This window comes from Kocuria cellulosilytica, assembly GCF_040981245.1.
GTDB classification, from domain to species: domain Bacteria; phylum Actinomycetota; class Actinomycetes; order Actinomycetales; family Micrococcaceae; genus Kocuria; species Kocuria cellulosilytica.
In genome coordinates this window covers 351342-366421 of the sequence record NZ_JAVFWZ010000002.1, presented here as the reverse complement: position 1 = coordinate 366421, position 15080 = coordinate 351342, and the positions used below count along the sequence as shown (strand labels likewise).

General features: G+C 71.9%; 13 protein-coding genes. 6 read left to right on the top strand and 7 right to left on the bottom strand.

Annotation, left to right across the window (positions count from 1 at the left end; translation table 11 throughout):
* Positions 1–9: 9 nt before the first annotated feature.
* The 4 genes from RCG67_RS04260 to benA form a co-directional block, all read right to left on the bottom strand.
* A complete protein-coding gene (locus RCG67_RS04260; protein WP_368824977.1) occupies positions 10–837 on the bottom strand; it encodes a 1,6-dihydroxycyclohexa-2,4-diene-1-carboxylate dehydrogenase in 828 nt (275 codons plus the stop codon).
* The gene (benC, locus tag RCG67_RS04255) at positions 837–2411 is read right to left on the bottom strand and encodes a benzoate 1,2-dioxygenase electron transfer component BenC (protein WP_368824976.1); all 1575 of its coding nucleotides are present in this window, start codon (positions 2409–2411) and stop codon (positions 837–839) included. Before benC ends, RCG67_RS04260 begins: the two co-directional genes overlap by 1 nt.
* A gap of 125 nt (positions 2412–2536) precedes the next feature.
* On the bottom strand, positions 2537–3073 hold the full coding sequence (gene benB / locus RCG67_RS04250) for a benzoate 1,2-dioxygenase small subunit (protein ID WP_058873998.1): 537 nt from the start codon (positions 3071–3073) through the stop codon (positions 2537–2539).
* Between the two features lie 40 nt (positions 3074–3113).
* Complete coding sequence (gene benA / locus RCG67_RS04245; protein WP_368824975.1) at positions 3114–4496, bottom strand: benzoate 1,2-dioxygenase large subunit; 1383 nt, start codon at positions 4494–4496, stop codon at positions 3114–3116.
* 358 nt (positions 4497–4854) lie between these two features.
* On the opposite strand from benA, the gene catA reads away from it, so the two are divergent.
* The gene (gene catA / locus RCG67_RS04240; protein ID WP_368824974.1) at positions 4855–5739 is read left to right on the top strand and encodes a catechol 1,2-dioxygenase; all 885 of its coding nucleotides are present in this window, start codon (positions 4855–4857) and stop codon (positions 5737–5739) included.
* 532 nt (positions 5740–6271) lie between these two features.
* On the opposite strand, the gene RCG67_RS04235 is transcribed toward catA, so the two are convergent.
* Both RCG67_RS04235 and RCG67_RS04230 read right to left on the bottom strand, forming a co-directional pair.
* Positions 6272–6754 (bottom strand): MarR family winged helix-turn-helix transcriptional regulator, encoded by a 483-nt coding sequence (locus RCG67_RS04235; protein ID WP_368824973.1) that lies wholly within the window; start codon positions 6752–6754, stop codon positions 6272–6274.
* Positions 6755–6813: 59 nt separating this feature from the next.
* Entirely contained in the window at positions 6814–7515 is a 702-nt protein-coding gene (locus RCG67_RS04230; protein ID WP_368824972.1) for a hypothetical protein, read from the bottom strand.
* A gap of 191 nt (positions 7516–7706) precedes the next feature.
* On the opposite strand from RCG67_RS04230, the gene RCG67_RS04225 reads away from it, so the two are divergent.
* Together RCG67_RS04225 and RCG67_RS04220 are read left to right on the top strand one after the other, a co-directional pair.
* Positions 7707–8783, top strand: coding sequence for a glutathione S-transferase family protein (locus RCG67_RS04225; protein ID WP_368824971.1), 1077 nt, complete (start codon positions 7707–7709; stop codon positions 8781–8783).
* 125 nt (positions 8784–8908) lie between these two features.
* Complete coding sequence (locus RCG67_RS04220) at positions 8909–9754, top strand: HpcH/HpaI aldolase/citrate lyase family protein (RefSeq protein WP_368824970.1); 846 nt, start codon at positions 8909–8911, stop codon at positions 9752–9754.
* Positions 9755–9772: 18 nt separating this feature from the next.
* On the opposite strand, the gene RCG67_RS04215 is transcribed toward RCG67_RS04220, so the two are convergent.
* A complete protein-coding gene (locus tag RCG67_RS04215; RefSeq protein WP_368824969.1) occupies positions 9773–10489 on the bottom strand; it encodes an HAD family hydrolase in 717 nt (238 codons plus the stop codon).
* 144 nt (positions 10490–10633) lie between these two features.
* Here RCG67_RS04215 and RCG67_RS04210 point away from each other — a divergent pair, with 144 nt between their 5' ends.
* The 3 genes from RCG67_RS04210 to malQ all read left to right on the top strand — a co-directional run bounded on the left by RCG67_RS04210 (position 10634) and on the right by malQ (position 15043).
* Entirely contained in the window at positions 10634–11626 is a 993-nt protein-coding gene (locus tag RCG67_RS04210; RefSeq protein ID WP_368824968.1) for an LLM class flavin-dependent oxidoreductase, read from the top strand.
* Between the two features lie 101 nt (positions 11627–11727).
* Positions 11728–12774 (top strand): NAD(P)-dependent alcohol dehydrogenase, encoded by a 1047-nt coding sequence (locus RCG67_RS04205; protein ID WP_368824967.1) that lies wholly within the window; start codon positions 11728–11730, stop codon positions 12772–12774.
* Positions 12775–12832: 58 nt separating this feature from the next.
* Positions 12833–15043, top strand: coding sequence for a 4-alpha-glucanotransferase (gene malQ / locus RCG67_RS04200; RefSeq protein WP_368824966.1), 2211 nt, complete (start codon positions 12833–12835; stop codon positions 15041–15043).
* Positions 15044–15080: the final 37 nt, after the last annotated feature.

Genomic DNA, 15080 nt, shown 5'->3' with positions numbered 1-15080 from the left:
ACCGGACGCTCAGCCGAGGTCCCCACCGGCGACCGGCAGGACGCTGCCGGTCACGTAGGAGGCCTCGTCGGAGGCGAGGAACACGATGGGCGCGGCCTGCTCGTCGAGCGTGCCGTAGCGCTTCACGAACGAGGAGTCCACGGTCTGGTCCACGATCGCCTGGTACCAGGCCTTCTCCGTGGCGCTCTCGGCCTCGGGCCCGCGCTTGACCCTGCGGGGCGGGGCCTCCGTGCCGCCGGGGGCGGTGGCGACCACGCGGACGCCGCGGCCGGCGACCTCCATGGCCAGGGACTGGGTCAGGGCGTTCACCCCGCCCTTCGCCGCGGCGTAAGGCACGCGGTGCATGCCCCGGGTGGCCACCGAGGAGACGTTGACGATCGTGCCCGAGCCCTGCTCGAGCATGGCCGGGAGCACCGCGCGGCAGGACCACAGCGTCGGGAAGAGCGAGCGGCGGATCTCCTTCTCGATCTTCTCCTCGTCGTACTCCTCGTAGGGCCGGGCCCAGATGGTGCCGCCCACGTTGTTGACGAGCACGTCCACGCGACCGTGGGCCGTGAGCGCGGCCTCGACGGCCTGCTGGGCCCCGGCCCAGGTCTCGAGGTCGGCGGTCACGGACGTGGCGGAGCCGCCCGAGCCCGAGGCCTCGGCGGCCTCCGTGATGCCCTGCGCGACCTCGTGCACCAGCTCGGAGCGGTCCACGAGCACGACGGCGCCGCCCTCGGCGCCGATCCGCTCGGCCACCTTCTGCCCGATGCCCTGTGCGGAGCCGGTCACGACCGCGACCTTGCCGGCGAAGCGGCCCGGGGTGAGGAACTGTCCCGCGTACGGCGCCCCCATCAGTTGCCGGCCTCCTTGGCGTCGATCGCCGTGGCCATGGTCTCCTTGGCGTCGCGGGCGTGGGCCATGATGACCTCGCGGGCGCGCTCCTTGTCGTTCGCCTCGAAGGCCGCGACGACGTCGACGTGGTCCTGCGCGACCCGGGCGAAGATCTCGGTGCCCTCCTCGAAGGTCGCGGCCATCTGCTCGCGCACGTCGAGCCGGCGGTAGGACTCCAGCAGCGCGGGGTTGTCGCTGACCATGAAGAGGTACTCGTGGAACTCCTCGTTGGTCCGCACGTACTCCTCGGGGTCCGAGACCGTGCCGGCGCCCACGGAGTGGGTGGTGGCCTCGGCGAGCCGGCGGAACTGGTGGAGCTGCTCCTCGGTCAGCCGGCCCATCATGAGCTCGGTGACGGCGAGCTCGAGGCCCATGCGGGCGTCGAGGTGGGCGAAGCTGTCCTCCTTGCGGAACTCCAGGCGGCCGGTCTCCATCGAGGAGACGGCCTCGGTGCGGGTCATGGTGTCGCCCTCGGCGGCCACCTTCTCCGGGGACGGAGGGGCGCCGGTCTCGGCGTCGCCGCCGGTGCTCTCCTTCGGCGCGAAGCGCTCGAAGTAGAAGTTCGCGGGCTCGATCCCCTCGCTGTCCAGCCACTTGGAGACGGCGTTGACCATGGGCGGCGGGCCGCACAGGTAGACGTCGACGTCGCCGTCGTTGAGGTGGGAGGGCTCGATGATCTGCGTGACGTAGCCGGTGTGGGGGGCGGAGGTGCCCTCCTCGGAGGCGATGTAGTCCCAGGTGAAGTTCGGCAGCTTGGACTCGTACGCGCGGATCCAGTCGAGGCCCACGATGTCGGCCTCGCGGGTCACCCCGTAGATCAGGTGCACCGGGGTGCTGGGCGGGTTCTCGGCGAGCTTCTCCAGGATCGACAGGAGCGGGGCCAGGCCGGTGCCCCCGGCGAGCAGCAGCAGCGGGCGCTTGGGCTCGCGCAGGAAGAACGAGCCGTAGGGGCCGCTGAACTCGACGGTGTCGCCGACCTGGGCGCGGTCGCGCAGGTACTCGGACATCGCGCCCTGCGGGGTGATGCGCACCATGAAGGCCGCGCCCTCGACCTCGGGGCCGCTGCTGAAGGAGTAGGAGCGCTCGGCGTCGGTGCCGGGCACCTTGATGTTGACGTACTGGCCGGGCAGGAACGCGAGGTCCTCCCGCTTCTCGACGTCGAGGGTGAAGGAGATCGTGGTCTCGGAGTGCTTGTCCAGCTCCTGGAGCGTGGAGGTGAACGTGGCCGCGGAGGTCTTCGCGGACTCGGCGGTCGCCGGGATCTGGATGGCCATGTCGGACTCGGGGACCGCCTGGCAGGTGAGGAGGTAGCCCTTCTCGAGCTCGTCCTCGGTCATGGCGTCGTCGATGAAGTCCCCGGGGTCGAAGGTGCCGGAGTCGCAGAAGGCCTTGCAGGTGCCGCAGGCGCCGTCCCGGCAGTCCGCGGGAATGTTGATGCGCGCCTTGTAGGCGGCGTCCAGGACGGTCTCGTAGTCGCCGACCTTGACGACCTTCGTGACGCCGTCCTCGAAGCTGAGGGCTACCTGGTGGCCCATGATTTCCTCCTGGGTGGGGGACCGCGTCCGCGCGGCCCGGAAAAGTCTGTGGGGCGTGCTCGGTGAGCACGGGATGTCGACGGTCCGCCGTGGCCGGCCCCGTGCGGGGCCGGCCACGGCAGGCGTCAGATCATGTAGACGTCCACGACGTGGTGGATGTAGTCGTTCTTCAGGACGACCTTCTTCTTCAGGATGACCGGCTGCTCGCCCGAGAGGTCGATCGTGTAGAAGCTGGTGCCGAAGTAGGTGTCCGTCGTGTTGTAGCGGAAGTACAGCGTGAACCAGTTGAAGCGGACCTGCACCTGGTCGCCGTCGTGGGCGAGGATCTCCACGTCGGTGATGTTGTGCCCGGTGCGGGGGTCCGGCAGGGACGTGGCGGAGGAGCGGTCCGTCTTGATGCGGAACACGCGGTCCTCGATGCCGCCGCGGTTGTCGTAGTAGATCAGGGAGATCTCGTTCTGGGGGTCCTCGGTCAGCTGGTCGTCGTCGCCCCAGGAGGGCATCCAGAACTCGGAGTCCGGGTGGTAGCACTCGAGCCACTCGTCGAACTGGCGGTCGTCCAGGAGGCGCGCCTCCTTGTAGAGGAAGGCGCGCACGGTCTCGAGGGTCGCGATCTCCTCGGCGGTCTTCAGCGCCGTCACGGGGTTCAGCAGGTTGGCCATGGTGTTCTGCACTCTTTTCTGTGGTTCGGCGGAGTCCGGGTCAGGCGGTCGCGGGGGCGGGCTGCTCGGCGGCGCGCTCCTCCGCGGCCAGCCCCTTGTCCATGACGTCCTTCCAGAAGCTGTGCTGGATCGGGTACAGGCCCTCGTCCTCGGTGCGCACGCCGGAGGCGATGACCTTGGTCATGCCGAGGGCCTGGGCCTGCTCGTCGGGTCCCTGGATCTCGTGCGCGGCGCCGCGGGACATGTCGTTCCACGGGGCGGAGGTGGCCCAGTAGGTCTTGTTGCAGGAGCGGAACTCCTCGAGGTCGTCCGGGGTCGCCATTCCGGTCGCGTTGAAGAAGTCCTCGTACTGGCGGATCCGCTTGGAGCGGTTCTCCTGCGACTCGCCCTTGGGGGCGATGCAGTAGATGGTGACCTCGGTCTGGTCCGCGGAGATCGGGCGGAAGTGCCGGATCTGCGAGGAGAACTGGTCCATGATGTACACGTTCGGGTACAGGCAGAGGTTGCGCGAGATGTTGATCATGAAGTTCGCCATCTCCTCGCCGTACTTGTCGACGAGCTCCTCGCGGCGGTCCCACAGCGGGCGGTCCTGGGGGTTCGTCCACTCCTGCCACAGCAGCAGGTGGCCGTGCTCGTAGGAGTAGAACCCGCCCTTGACCTTGCCCCACTTGCCGGCGTCCATGGCCTTGGTCTTGTTGGCGGAGTCCCCGGCGGTGCGGCGGGCGGTGGTCGCGGCGTAGTTCCAGTGCACCGAGGTCACGTGGTAGCCGTCGGCGCCGTTCTCCGCCTGGACCTTCCAGTTGCCGTCGTAGGTGTAGGTCGAGGCGCCGCGCAGGACCTCCAGACCATCGGGGGACTGGTCCACGATCGAGTCGATCACCGTGGTGGCGTCGCCCAGGTGCTCCTCGAGGGGCAGCACGTCCGGGTTCAGGGAGCCGAACAGGAAGCCGCGGTAGGACTCGAAGCGGGCGACCTTGGTCAGGTCGTGGGAGCCCTCCTTGTTGAAGTTCTCCGGGTAGCCGCCGTTGCGCCCGTCCTTGACCTTCAGCAGCTCGCCGGAGTTCTTGAACGTCCAGCCGTGGAACGGGCAGGTGAAGGTGGTGCGGTTGTCCGTCTTGCGCCGGCACAGCATCGCACCGCGGTGGGAGCACGCGTTGACGATGCAGTTGAGGTTCTCGTCCTTGTCGCGGGTGATCACCACCGGGGTGCGGCCGATGTAGGTGGTGAAGTAGTCGCCCACGTTGGGGATCTGCGACTCGTGGGCCAGGTACACCCAGTTGCCCTCGAAGATGTACTTCATCTCCAGCTCGAAGATCTCCTCGTCGGTGAAGATCTCCCGCTTGGCCCGGATGACGCCGTTCTCGCGGTCGTCCACCACGGCGTCGGAGAGGACCTCGCGAACGTGGGTCAGGTTCTCGGTCATGACGTGCTCCTTCTGATCGGGATGTCTGGGCGGGACGTCTGCTCGGGACGTGCGGGCCGGGGCCGCTGCTGCGACCGGCTCCTGCCGGACGGTACAGAGCCAGTCTGGTATCCCGTGACTGTGATCACATCAGGCAAACCCCTAGGAGTAACCCAGGGTGGCTTTATGCCGCATTATGCGCATAAAAGCGGCCTAATCAATATTTGTCGCGTCCTGATACCCGGCCTAGGCTGAGGGGGACGTCGACGTGTCCGGTGTCACAACCAGGGCCTCGAGCTGGGGGCCTCGAGCTGCATCGGGTGCGACGGGCACGACGGGCGTCCCTGACTACCGTTCAACGAGGAATGTGGAGAACACCATGACGGAGACCCACGCGGCAACGCGCAAGGAGAACGAGGGCACCGCGGGCGAGGCCGGGTCCAAGGCGACCGAGCGGTTCACCGCCTCGGGCAAGCTGGCGAAGCTGGACGTGCCCAAGGAGCGGGTGTCCCTGCTGGCCGGTGCGGCGATCAAGGCGATCAACGACATCGCGGTCGAGCACGAGGTCACCTACGAGGAGTACAACGCCCTGAAGGCCTGGCTGATCAAGGTCGGCACCGACGGGGAGTGGCCGCTGTTCCTGGACGTGTGGCTGGAGCACACCATCGAGGACGTCAACTCCAAGGAGCGCCCCGGCGCCGTCGGCACCATCGAGGGCCCCTACTACGTGCCGGACTCCCCGGTGCTGCCCACCCCGGCCACGCTGGAGATGCGCGAGGACGAGCCCGGCACCCCGCTGCTGTTCAAGGGCCGGTTCACCGACACCGACGGCAACCCCATCCAGGACGCCCAGGTGGAGATCTGGCACGCCGACGCCAACGGCTTCTACTCCCAGTACGCCCCGGAGCTGCCCGAGTGGCTGTTCCGCGGCACCGTGAAGGCCGACGAGAACGGCTACTTCGAGATCAACACCAAGCGCCCGGCCCCGTACCAGATCCCCACCGACGGGGCCTGCGGGCAGCTGATCGCCGCGGCCGGCTGGCACGCCTGGCGCCCGGCGCACATCCACATCAAGGTCTCGGCACCGGGGTACCAGCTGGTCACCCAGCAGCTGTACTTCCCGGGCGACCCGCACAACGAGGACGACATCGCCTCGGCGGTCAAGCCCGAGCTGATGCTGGACCCGAAGCCGCGCACCGACGGCGGCGAGGGCGAGGAGGTCGTCTACGACTACGTCCTCGCCAAGGAGGGCCAGACCAAGTAGGGCCCCACTCCGCGGCCGCGAGACCCGCGGCGCATCGGGAACGCCCCCGCCGGCTCCAGCCGGCGGGGGCGTTCCCGTGCGCGGAGCCGGTGGGTCCGGGCCGGTGGGTCCGGGCCGGTGGGTCCAGGCGGGCGGGCCCACGGGTGGGGGCCCAGGTCGGCGGGCCCACGGGCGGAGGAGCGGTCACCCGACCAGGGGCGACACGGGTGCGAAACGGGCAGTCGGCTTGCTCATGCAGATCACTGGGTCTAAGGTAAATCTGTCGTCGGCGATGGCCCGGAGGTGATCCCCCCATCTGCCTCCGGATGTTTCCTGCCGGCGACTGGCGTCCCATTCCCCCGATCGGGATGCCCGACAGGCCCTGCCGATCCCCCCATGCGGCAGGGCCTGTCCCCTGTCCGGGGTCGTCCTGGAGCAGGCTCGCCCCGAACTCTGCAGCCAGGGCCCTGAGCGCCGTGCTCCCAACCCTGAATCCAGAGTCCCGAGCCCGGCACCCAGGAGCCCGGGCCCCGGGCGGATCAGGAGGCCCGGGTCAGCACAGCCCCAGTTCCTCGAGCCGGGGGACCACCTTGGCGGAGACGGAGAGCAGCGCGTCCATCTCCTCCTGGGTCAGGTGGTCGATGAGCGCCGCCCGCACCAGTTCGAGGTGGCCCGGGGCGGAGGCCTCGATCGCAGCCCGTCCCTCCGGGGTGATCCGCACGTCGAGGCCGCGCGCGTCGCTGTCGCAGGGCAGGCGCTCGAGCAGTCCGCGCCGGGCCATCCGGGAGAGCAGGTGGGACAGGCGGCTGCGCTCCCAGCCGAGCTCGTGGAGGAGGTCGCGGGAGCGGATCACGCCCGTGTCGCTCTCCGACAGCAGGACGAGGACCTCGTACTCGGAGCCGGACAGTGCGCTGTCCCGGGACAGCTGGCGGTCCACCGCGGTCTGCATGCCGCGGCTCAGGGCCAGGAAGCCGCGCCAGACGCGCTGCTCCTCGTCCGTCAGCCAGTTGACCTCGCCGGTCTCCGGGTGGCTCATGCGGCAGTCCTCTCGTGGGGCGGGAAAAAGCCCAGTATATATTGACATGTCAACAAATGTCAATCACCCGGCAGACCCTCCGGCGGGGTGTCCCGCCCGTCGTCGCCGGCCTCGCGGCCGTACCGGGTCCGGCGGCGGTGGATCCACTCCGAGTCGTAGTGGTCCCCGGGTCCGTGCACGGGCCGCCGGAGGCGCTCGGCGTAGCCGGTGGGACGCAGCGGGGAGTCGTCGTCGTCGACCGGGGTGAAGGAGGCCATGGCCACGAGGCCGAAGCCCAGTCCCGCGGCGACCACCAGGGTCATGCCCGAGACGACCAGGACGCTGACGTACTCCTCGACCAGGTGCGCGCGCGGGGTGCCGCTCAGCAGGGGCTGGGTCCCGAGTGCGCCGGCGAGGAGGAGGGCGCCCAGCAGCAGCAGCGCGGAGGGGACGAGCCACAGCCGTGAGCGGCTCCGCAGCGGGGGCACCGAGGCGTCCCGCAGGGCCGGGTGCAGCTGGGTCTGGACGACCGCGAAGCCCACGAGCCCGGGCAGGAGGAGCAGTGCTCCGGCCGCCCAGCCCCACGCGCCCCCGAGGGCGGTGAGGCCCCCGCCGACCAGCAGGCCCAGCATCACGAGGGTGAAGGAGAGCCCGCGTGCCATCCGCCGGGCAGCCCGCGGCGTGGCCGCGGGCCCGCGGGGCCCCCGGGGCGCGGGTCCGGACGGGGTGTGCTGCGGGGGAAGGCGCTGCCCGTACTCGGGCTCGTTGCCGTGGGTGCTCATGGGCGGGCTGTTCCGTGGTGGAGGGGTGCTGGTCGCCTCTACTGTAGACCTCGGCCCCGACGCCGGCTCCTCTGGCGCCCCTGCTCTGATTGACATATCATCAAAAATCAGGGGCGGGAGGTGCGGCCGCCCCGCCGCCGACCGCCGTCCCGGCCGGTGACGTCCGTCCAGCAGCACCCCGAGGAGCCACCATGTCGCAGCGCAGCGCCCAGCGGTCCGAGCACAGCACCGCCGGTGCCTACGTGCGTCCCGGCGAGGAGTTCACCCGGGACACCGCCTACATCGAGGACCGGATCGTCCGCGACCCGGAGCGCGCCGCAGTGCCCGAGGGCGCCCACGCCTGGCCCGTCGAGGCCGGCCGGTACCGCCTCGTCGCCGCACGGGCCTGTCCCTGGGCCAACCGCACCCTCATCGTCCGACGGCTCCTGGGGCTCGAGGACGTCCTGTCGGTCGGGCTGCCCGGTCCCGTCCACGACGTGCGCTCGTGGACGTTCGACCTCGACGCGGACGGCCGGGACCCGGTGCTGGGCATCGAGCGGCTCCAGGAGGCCTACTTCGCCCGCTACCCCGACTACCCCCGAGGGATCACCGTGCCGGCGGTCGTGGAGATCGCGAGCGGCAAGGTCGTGACCAACGACTTCCCCCGGATCACGGAGGACCTCGCCAAGGAGTGGGGCGCCTTCCACCGCGAGGGCGCGCCCGAGCTCTGGCCGGCGGAGCTCGAGGACGAGATGCGCGAGGTCATGGAGCGCGTCTACACCGAGGTCAACAACGGGGTCTACCGATGCGGCTTCGCCGGTTCCCAGCAGGCCCACGAGAAGGCCTACGAGCGGCTGTGGGCCGCCATGGACTGGCTCGAGGACCGCCTCGCGACCCGCCGCTACCTCATGGGCGAGCACATCACCGAGGCGGACGTGCGGCTGTTCACCACCCTGGTGCGCTTCGACCCGGTCTACCACTCGCACTTCAAGTGCTCGCGCAACAAGCTCACCGAGATGCCGAACCTGTGGGGCTACGCCCGGGACCTCTTCCAGACCCCCGGGTTCGGGGACACCGTGGACTTCGAGCAGATCAAGCAGCACTACTTCGTGGTCCACGAGGACATCAACCCGTCCCAGATCGTGCCCGTGGGCCCCGACCTGGGCAACTGGGTGTCCGCGCACGGCAGGGAGTCCCTCGGCGGCTCGCCCTTCGGGGCGGGGACCGCGCCGGGCCCCGTCCGGCCGGAGGAGCGGGTTGACGGACGTCACACGCCCCTGAGCGCCTGAGCGTTCCGCCGGGTCGGCGCGCCGCCTAGACTGGACAGCTCCTACGGCCCGGGCCCGCCTGCGGGGACGGGCGTCCCAAGGGGTCCTCGCGTCCCCGCCGCTCCCTTCCCGGAAAGGACCCTCCCGTGGCCCCCTACCGCAACCAGCGCGCCGCCGCGCTGCCCGCCCGTCTGTCCCGCTCGTGGCTGCTGACGTCGGCCGCGGACCCCTCCGTCTTCCCGGGGGCGCTCGCGTCCGAGGCGGACTCCGTCGTGTTCGACATCGAGGACGCCATCCCCGCCGAGGGCAAGGACGAGGCGCGCCGCAACGTCGTCGAGGCCTTCGAGGCCGGTGCCAGCGCCTGGGTGCGGATCAACGACATCACGACCCCCTACTGGGAGCAGGACCTCGCCGCCCTCAGCCGGGTCGGCCACCTGCGCGGGATCATGCTGGCCAAGACCGAGCACCCCGACCACATCACCAAGACGGCGATGATGGCCCCGGCCGGCACCCCGGTCGTGGCGCTGATCGAGTCGGCCGTGGGGATCATGAACGCCAACGACATCGCGCGCGCGCCCGGCGTGTTCCGGCTCGCCTTCGGCGTCGGCGACTTCCGCCGGGACACCGGGGTCAGCGCCGATCCCATGGCGCTGGCGTTCGCCCGCTCGAGCCTCGTGGTGGCGTCCCGGGTGGGGGAGCTGCCCGGCCCCATCGACGGGCCGACCCTGGGCGCCTCGGCGGAGGGGCTCGCCGAGGCGTGCGCCGTGACGCAGTCCATGGGCATGACGGGCAAGCTCTGCCTCGACCCGGAGCAGACGGACGGGATCAACCGCAACCTCGCCCCGAGCGAGCAGGAGATCACCTGGGCGCGCGAGCTCATCACCCAGCACGACTCCGGGCACGTGGTGGGCGACGGCAGCTACCTGCCGCGCCTGGCCCGGGCCCGCAAGGTCTCCGAGCTGGCGCAGACCTACGGGCTCTGGAACCGCTGAGCGCCCCGGGCGCCGCCCTCAGCGCAGCCAGCCGGCCATGAGCTCGCGGAAGGCGGGGTCCGTGAGCGCCGACGCCCGGTGGTGCGCGCGCACGGGGTCCCCGTCCGGGACCGACGGCACGGCCACGACCACCAGGCCTGCCGCCACGGCCGAGGCCGCGCCCACCACGGAGTCCTCCACGGCCAGCGCCTCGCCCGGCGCGAAGCCCAGCCTCCGCACGGCCTCGGCGTAGATGTCCGGGGCGGGCTTGCCGCGGGGCACGTCCTCGGAGGAGACCCACGTGCTGAGGTGCGGGGCGAAGCCGGCCTGCTCCAGCTTCACGCCGAGGATGGTGCTCGTGGAGTTGCTGGCCACGGCCACCGGCAGCCGCTCGGCGAACGCGCGCACCGTCTCGAGCGCCCCCGGCAGGGGGACGATGTGGCCGGTCAGCGTCTGCTCCTCGGTGCGCAGCACGTCGGCGTGCACCGACGCCCGGTCGGCCCCGGCGGCATCGGCGATCGAGGCGGCGACGTCCGCCGCGGACCAGCCCATCATCCGCCGCTGCATCGCCTCGGTGAACTCCAGCCCGCAGCGCTCGGCGACGGCGCGCTGGACCCGGGCCCAGTTCGCCTCCGTGTCCATGAGGATGCCGTCGCAGTCGAAGACCACGCACGCCGGGGCCCACCCGGGGGCGGGAGCGGTCAGCTCGCCGGAGGGCGTGGGCAGCGACGGCGTGGGGGCGGGAGAAGACGTCATGCTCCCATGGTGCCCCACCGCGCGGTGCCCGGGGCGGGGGTGTGAGGAGGGCAACGCCCGCGGGGGACGCGGAATAAGGAGCCCGGCCCGGGCCGTTGCCGCCACCGAACCCCTTCGTGCCCTCCGACGGAAGAAGTCCGACCCGTGCCCGCCACGCCCCGCGTCCCCCTGTCCGCGCTCGACCTCGTGCCCCTCTCGGAGGGGCGCTCCACCGCGGACGCCCTCCGCGAGGCGGTGGACCTCGCCCGCCGGCTCGACGCGTCCGGCTACCGGCGCCTGTGGTACGCCGAGCACCACAACACGGAGGCGTTCGCGTCCTCCGCCACGGCGGTGCTCATCGGCCAGGCGCTCGCCGCCACGGACCGCCTCCGCGTGGGCTCCGGCGGGATCATGCTGCCCAACCACGTGCCGCTGACCGTGGCCGAGGCCTTCGGCACCCTCGCCAACCTCTATCCCGGCCGCGTGGACCTGGGCCTGGGCCGGGCCCCGGGGACCGACATGCGCACGGCCCTCGAGCTGCGGCGCGGTCACGCCGGCCACGACACCTTCGAGGCCGACGTGCGCCGCCTGGTGCGCCTGTTCGGCGGCCAGGAGCAGGAGGTCGTCCGGGCGTCCGTGGCCCGGGGCACGGACGTCCCCCTGTGGATCCTCGGCTCCTCGACGGGCGGCGCCGAGGTCGCCGCCCGGCTCGGCCTGCCCTACGCGTTCGCCTCCCACTTCGCCCCGGCCATGATCATGGACGCCATCGCGCTGTACCGGCAGCGCTTCGACGCGAGCGCCCCGACCGCCACGGTCGAGCGCCCGCACGTCATGGTCGCGGCGAACGTCCTCGCCGCCGACACCGACGAGGAGGCGCGGCGCCAGTTCACCACCCACCAGCTGCTGGTGCGCGGGATCGCCCGCAGCGACCGCCGCCCGCTCCAGCCGCCGGTCGAGCGCGTCGAGCTCAGCGCCGCGGAGGCCGGCATGGTGCAGGAGCACCTCGCCGTCTCGGCGGTCGGCACGCCCGAGCGGGTGGTCGCCGACCTCGAGCAGATCGTCGAGCTCACCCGGGCCGACGAGCTGATGCTGAACAGCTACGCCCACGACCCCGAGGTGCGCGCCCGGTCCTACGAGCTCGTCGCCCACGCCTGGTGAGCGCATCCGCCGGGGCCCGGCCGCACGGCCCCCGGCCGGGCGACTCCCGGGCCGCACGACCCCCCCGAACCGAGATTTCCCCACCACGACAGGAGCACCGCATGACCACCGTCCCCGCCCTCGAGGCCGTCTCCGCCGACTCCGGCTTCCAGCGCACCACGATCGAGCGCCGCCCGGTCGGTCCCCAGGACGTCGCGATCGAGATCCACTACGCCGGCATCTGCCACTCCGACATCCACACCGCGCGCGACGAGTGGGGCGGCACGCACTTCCCCGTCACCCCGGGGCACGAGATCGTCGGCCGCGTCAGCGCCGTCGGCGAGGCCGTGACCGGCTTCGCGCCCGGCGACACGGTGGGCGTGGGCTGCTTCGTCGACTCCTGCGGCCGGTGCGAGCAGTGCACCGGGGGCCAGGAGCAGTTCTGCACCGAGGGCGTGACGGCCACCTACAACACGCCGCAGGCCGACGGCACCGCCACCCGGGGCGGCTACAGCGGCGCGATCGTGGTCGACGAGCGCTTCGTGCTGCGCGTCCCCGAGGCCCTCGACCCCGCCAGGGCCGCCCCGCTGCTGTGCGCCGGGATCACCACCTACGCCCCGTTCAAGCGCTGGGGCGCCGGGCCCGGGCAGCGGGTCGCCGTCCTGGGCATGGGCGGGCTGGGCCACGTCGCCGTGAAGATCGCCGCCGCCATGGGCGCCGAGGTCACCGTGCTGAGCCAGAGCCTGTCGAAGCAGGAGGACGGCCTGGCGTTCGGCGCGACCGACTACTGGGCCACGAAGGACCCCGAGACCTTCGAGCGCAACAAGGGCCGCTTCGACCTGATCCTCAACACGGTCTCCGCGGACCTGCCCATCGAGAAGTACCTCTCCCTGCTGCGGGTCGACGGCGTGCTGTGCTCCGTGGGGCTGCCCACCGAGCCGTACAGCGTGCGGGCCATGGCTCTCGCCGCACGCCAGCGCGTGCTCACGGGCTCGATGGTCGGCGGGATCCCGCAGACCCAGGAGATGCTCGACTTCTGCGCGGAGCACGGCGTGGAGTCCGAGATCGAGCTGATCGGCGCCGAGGACGTCGACACCGCCTACGACCGGGTGGTCGCCTCGGACGTGCGGTACCGCTTCGTGATCGACGTCGCCCGCACCCTGGCGTAGCCGCGCGGATCGTCAGCACCCTGCGGCTCGGGCCGCGCGGATGGATAGAGTGGGGGCCATGGCCGACACCACCACCACCGACGGCGCGCTGCGCCGGCTCGCCGAGGCCTACCGGGTCTCCACGACCTACTCCGGGTTCGACGGACAGGAGCGGGAGGTCCCGGAGCCGACGCTGCGCGCCGTGCTCGACGCGCTGGGCGCCGACACCGGCGACGACGCCGCGATCGAGGCGTGCCTCGCCCAGCGGGAGCTGGCGCCCTGGCGGCGGGTGCTGCCGCCCGTGGTCGTCGCCGTCGCGGGGGAGCGCACCCGCTTCGCGGCGCACGTCCCGCACGGCGCCACGGTGCGCGTGACCCTCGTGGCGGAGGACGGCGCACGGACCACGGCCCCGCAGGTCGACAACTGGCGCTCCCCGCGCGACGTGGACGGCGTCCTCACCGGGCAGGCCACCTTCGAGGTGCCCGAGAGCCTCGCCGTGGGCTGGTACGAGGTCCGCGCCGAGTGCCCCGAGGTCGACGGCGGGCGCCCGGTCACGACGCCGCTGGCCGTGACCCCGCGGCACCTGGCCGGCACCGACCGGCTGCACGGGCGGCACCGCTGGGGCTACATGGCGCAGATCTACTCGGTGACCTCCGGGCGGTCGTGGGGCGTGGGCGACGTCTCGGACCTCGCGAGCCTCGCCGCGATCTCGGGGGAGCAGGGGGCGGACTACCTGCTGGTCAACCCGCTGCACGCCGCCGAGCCCGCCCCGCCGGTGGAGCCCTCGCCGTACCTGCCGACCAGCCGCCGCTTCTTCAACCCCCTCTACCTGCGCATCGCGGAGGTCCCCGAGTACGCCTACCTGCGCCCGGCCGACCTCGAGGTGGTCAACACGCTGGCCGCGATCCAGCGCAAGGAGAATCTCGACACCAGCACCATCGACCGGGACAAGGCGTACGCGGCCAAGCTGAAGAGCCTCGAGCTGCTGTTCACCGTCCGCCGCTCCCCGCACCGCCAGCAGCAGCTGCGCCGGTTCGTGGCCGAGGGCGGGCAGGGCCTGCAGGACTTCGGGCTCTGGTGCGCGCTGCGCGAGGAGCTCGGCGAGGACGCCCCCGAGTGGGACGACGTCGCCGCGGGCCCGGACGCCCCGTACGCGGTCGAGGCCCGGACCCGGCTGTCCCGCAGGATCGACTTCCACGTGTGGATGCAGTGGCTGCTGGACGAGCAGCTCGAGGCCGCCCAGCGCGCGGCGCACCTGGCCGGGATGGACATCGGCGTGATCCACGACCTCGCCGTGGGCGTGCACAAGCAGGGCGCCGACGCGTGGACGCTGCAGGACGTGCTGGCCTCCGGCGTCAGCGTGGGCGCGCCCGCGGACATGTACAACCAGAAGGGCCAGAACTGGTCCCAGCCCCCGTGGCACCCCGAGCGCCTGGCCGAGGCCGGCTACCTGCCCTGGCGGGACATGCTGCGCACGATCTTCCGGCACGCCGGCGGCATCCGGGTGGACCACGTCCTGGGCCTGTTCCGGCTGTGGTGGATCCCGGACGGCCAGGAGGCCTCGGAGGGCGCCTACGTCTACTACGACCACGAGGCGATGGTCGGCATCCTCGCCCTCGAGGCGGAGCTCGCCGGGGCCGTGGTGGTCGGGGAGGACCTCGGCACCCTCGAGCCCTGGGTGCGGGAGTACCTCGCGGAGCGCGGCGTGCTGGGGACGTCGATCCTGTGGTTCGAGGTGGACGGCGACGAGCCGCTCCCGCCGGCGCGGTACCGGGAGCTGAGCATGGCCTCGGTCAGCACGCACGACTTCCCGCCCACCGCGGGCTTCCTGCAGGGCGTGCAGGTGGACGTGCGCCAGGAGCTCGGCCTGCTGGCACGGCCCGTCGAGGAGGAGCGGGCGGAGGCCCGCCGTCAGCTGGACACGTTCTTCGCGGCCGTCGCCGCGGACGGACTGCTCCCCGACGGGGACGCCACGGACGAGCAGGGCCGGGTCGAGGCGCTGCACCGCTACCTCGCCCAGTCCCCGGCCCTGCTGTTCAACGTCTCCCTCGTGGACGCCGTCGGGGAGCGCCGGATGCAGAACCAGCCGGGCACGAACGACGAGTACCCCAACTGGCGCGTTCCCCTGGCCGACCACGCGGGCAACCCGGTGCTGATCGAGCAGCTGCCGGACAACGCCCGGGCGAACTCCCTGGTGCGCGCGGTCAACGAGGCGCTCGGCAACCGGTCCCGCTTCCGGTCGGTCGGGGAGCCCGAGCAGCCGCAGCACACCGACCGCACGGCGCCCTGACCGGACCCCGCCCGCACCCCGCCCAGTTCCCCGAACG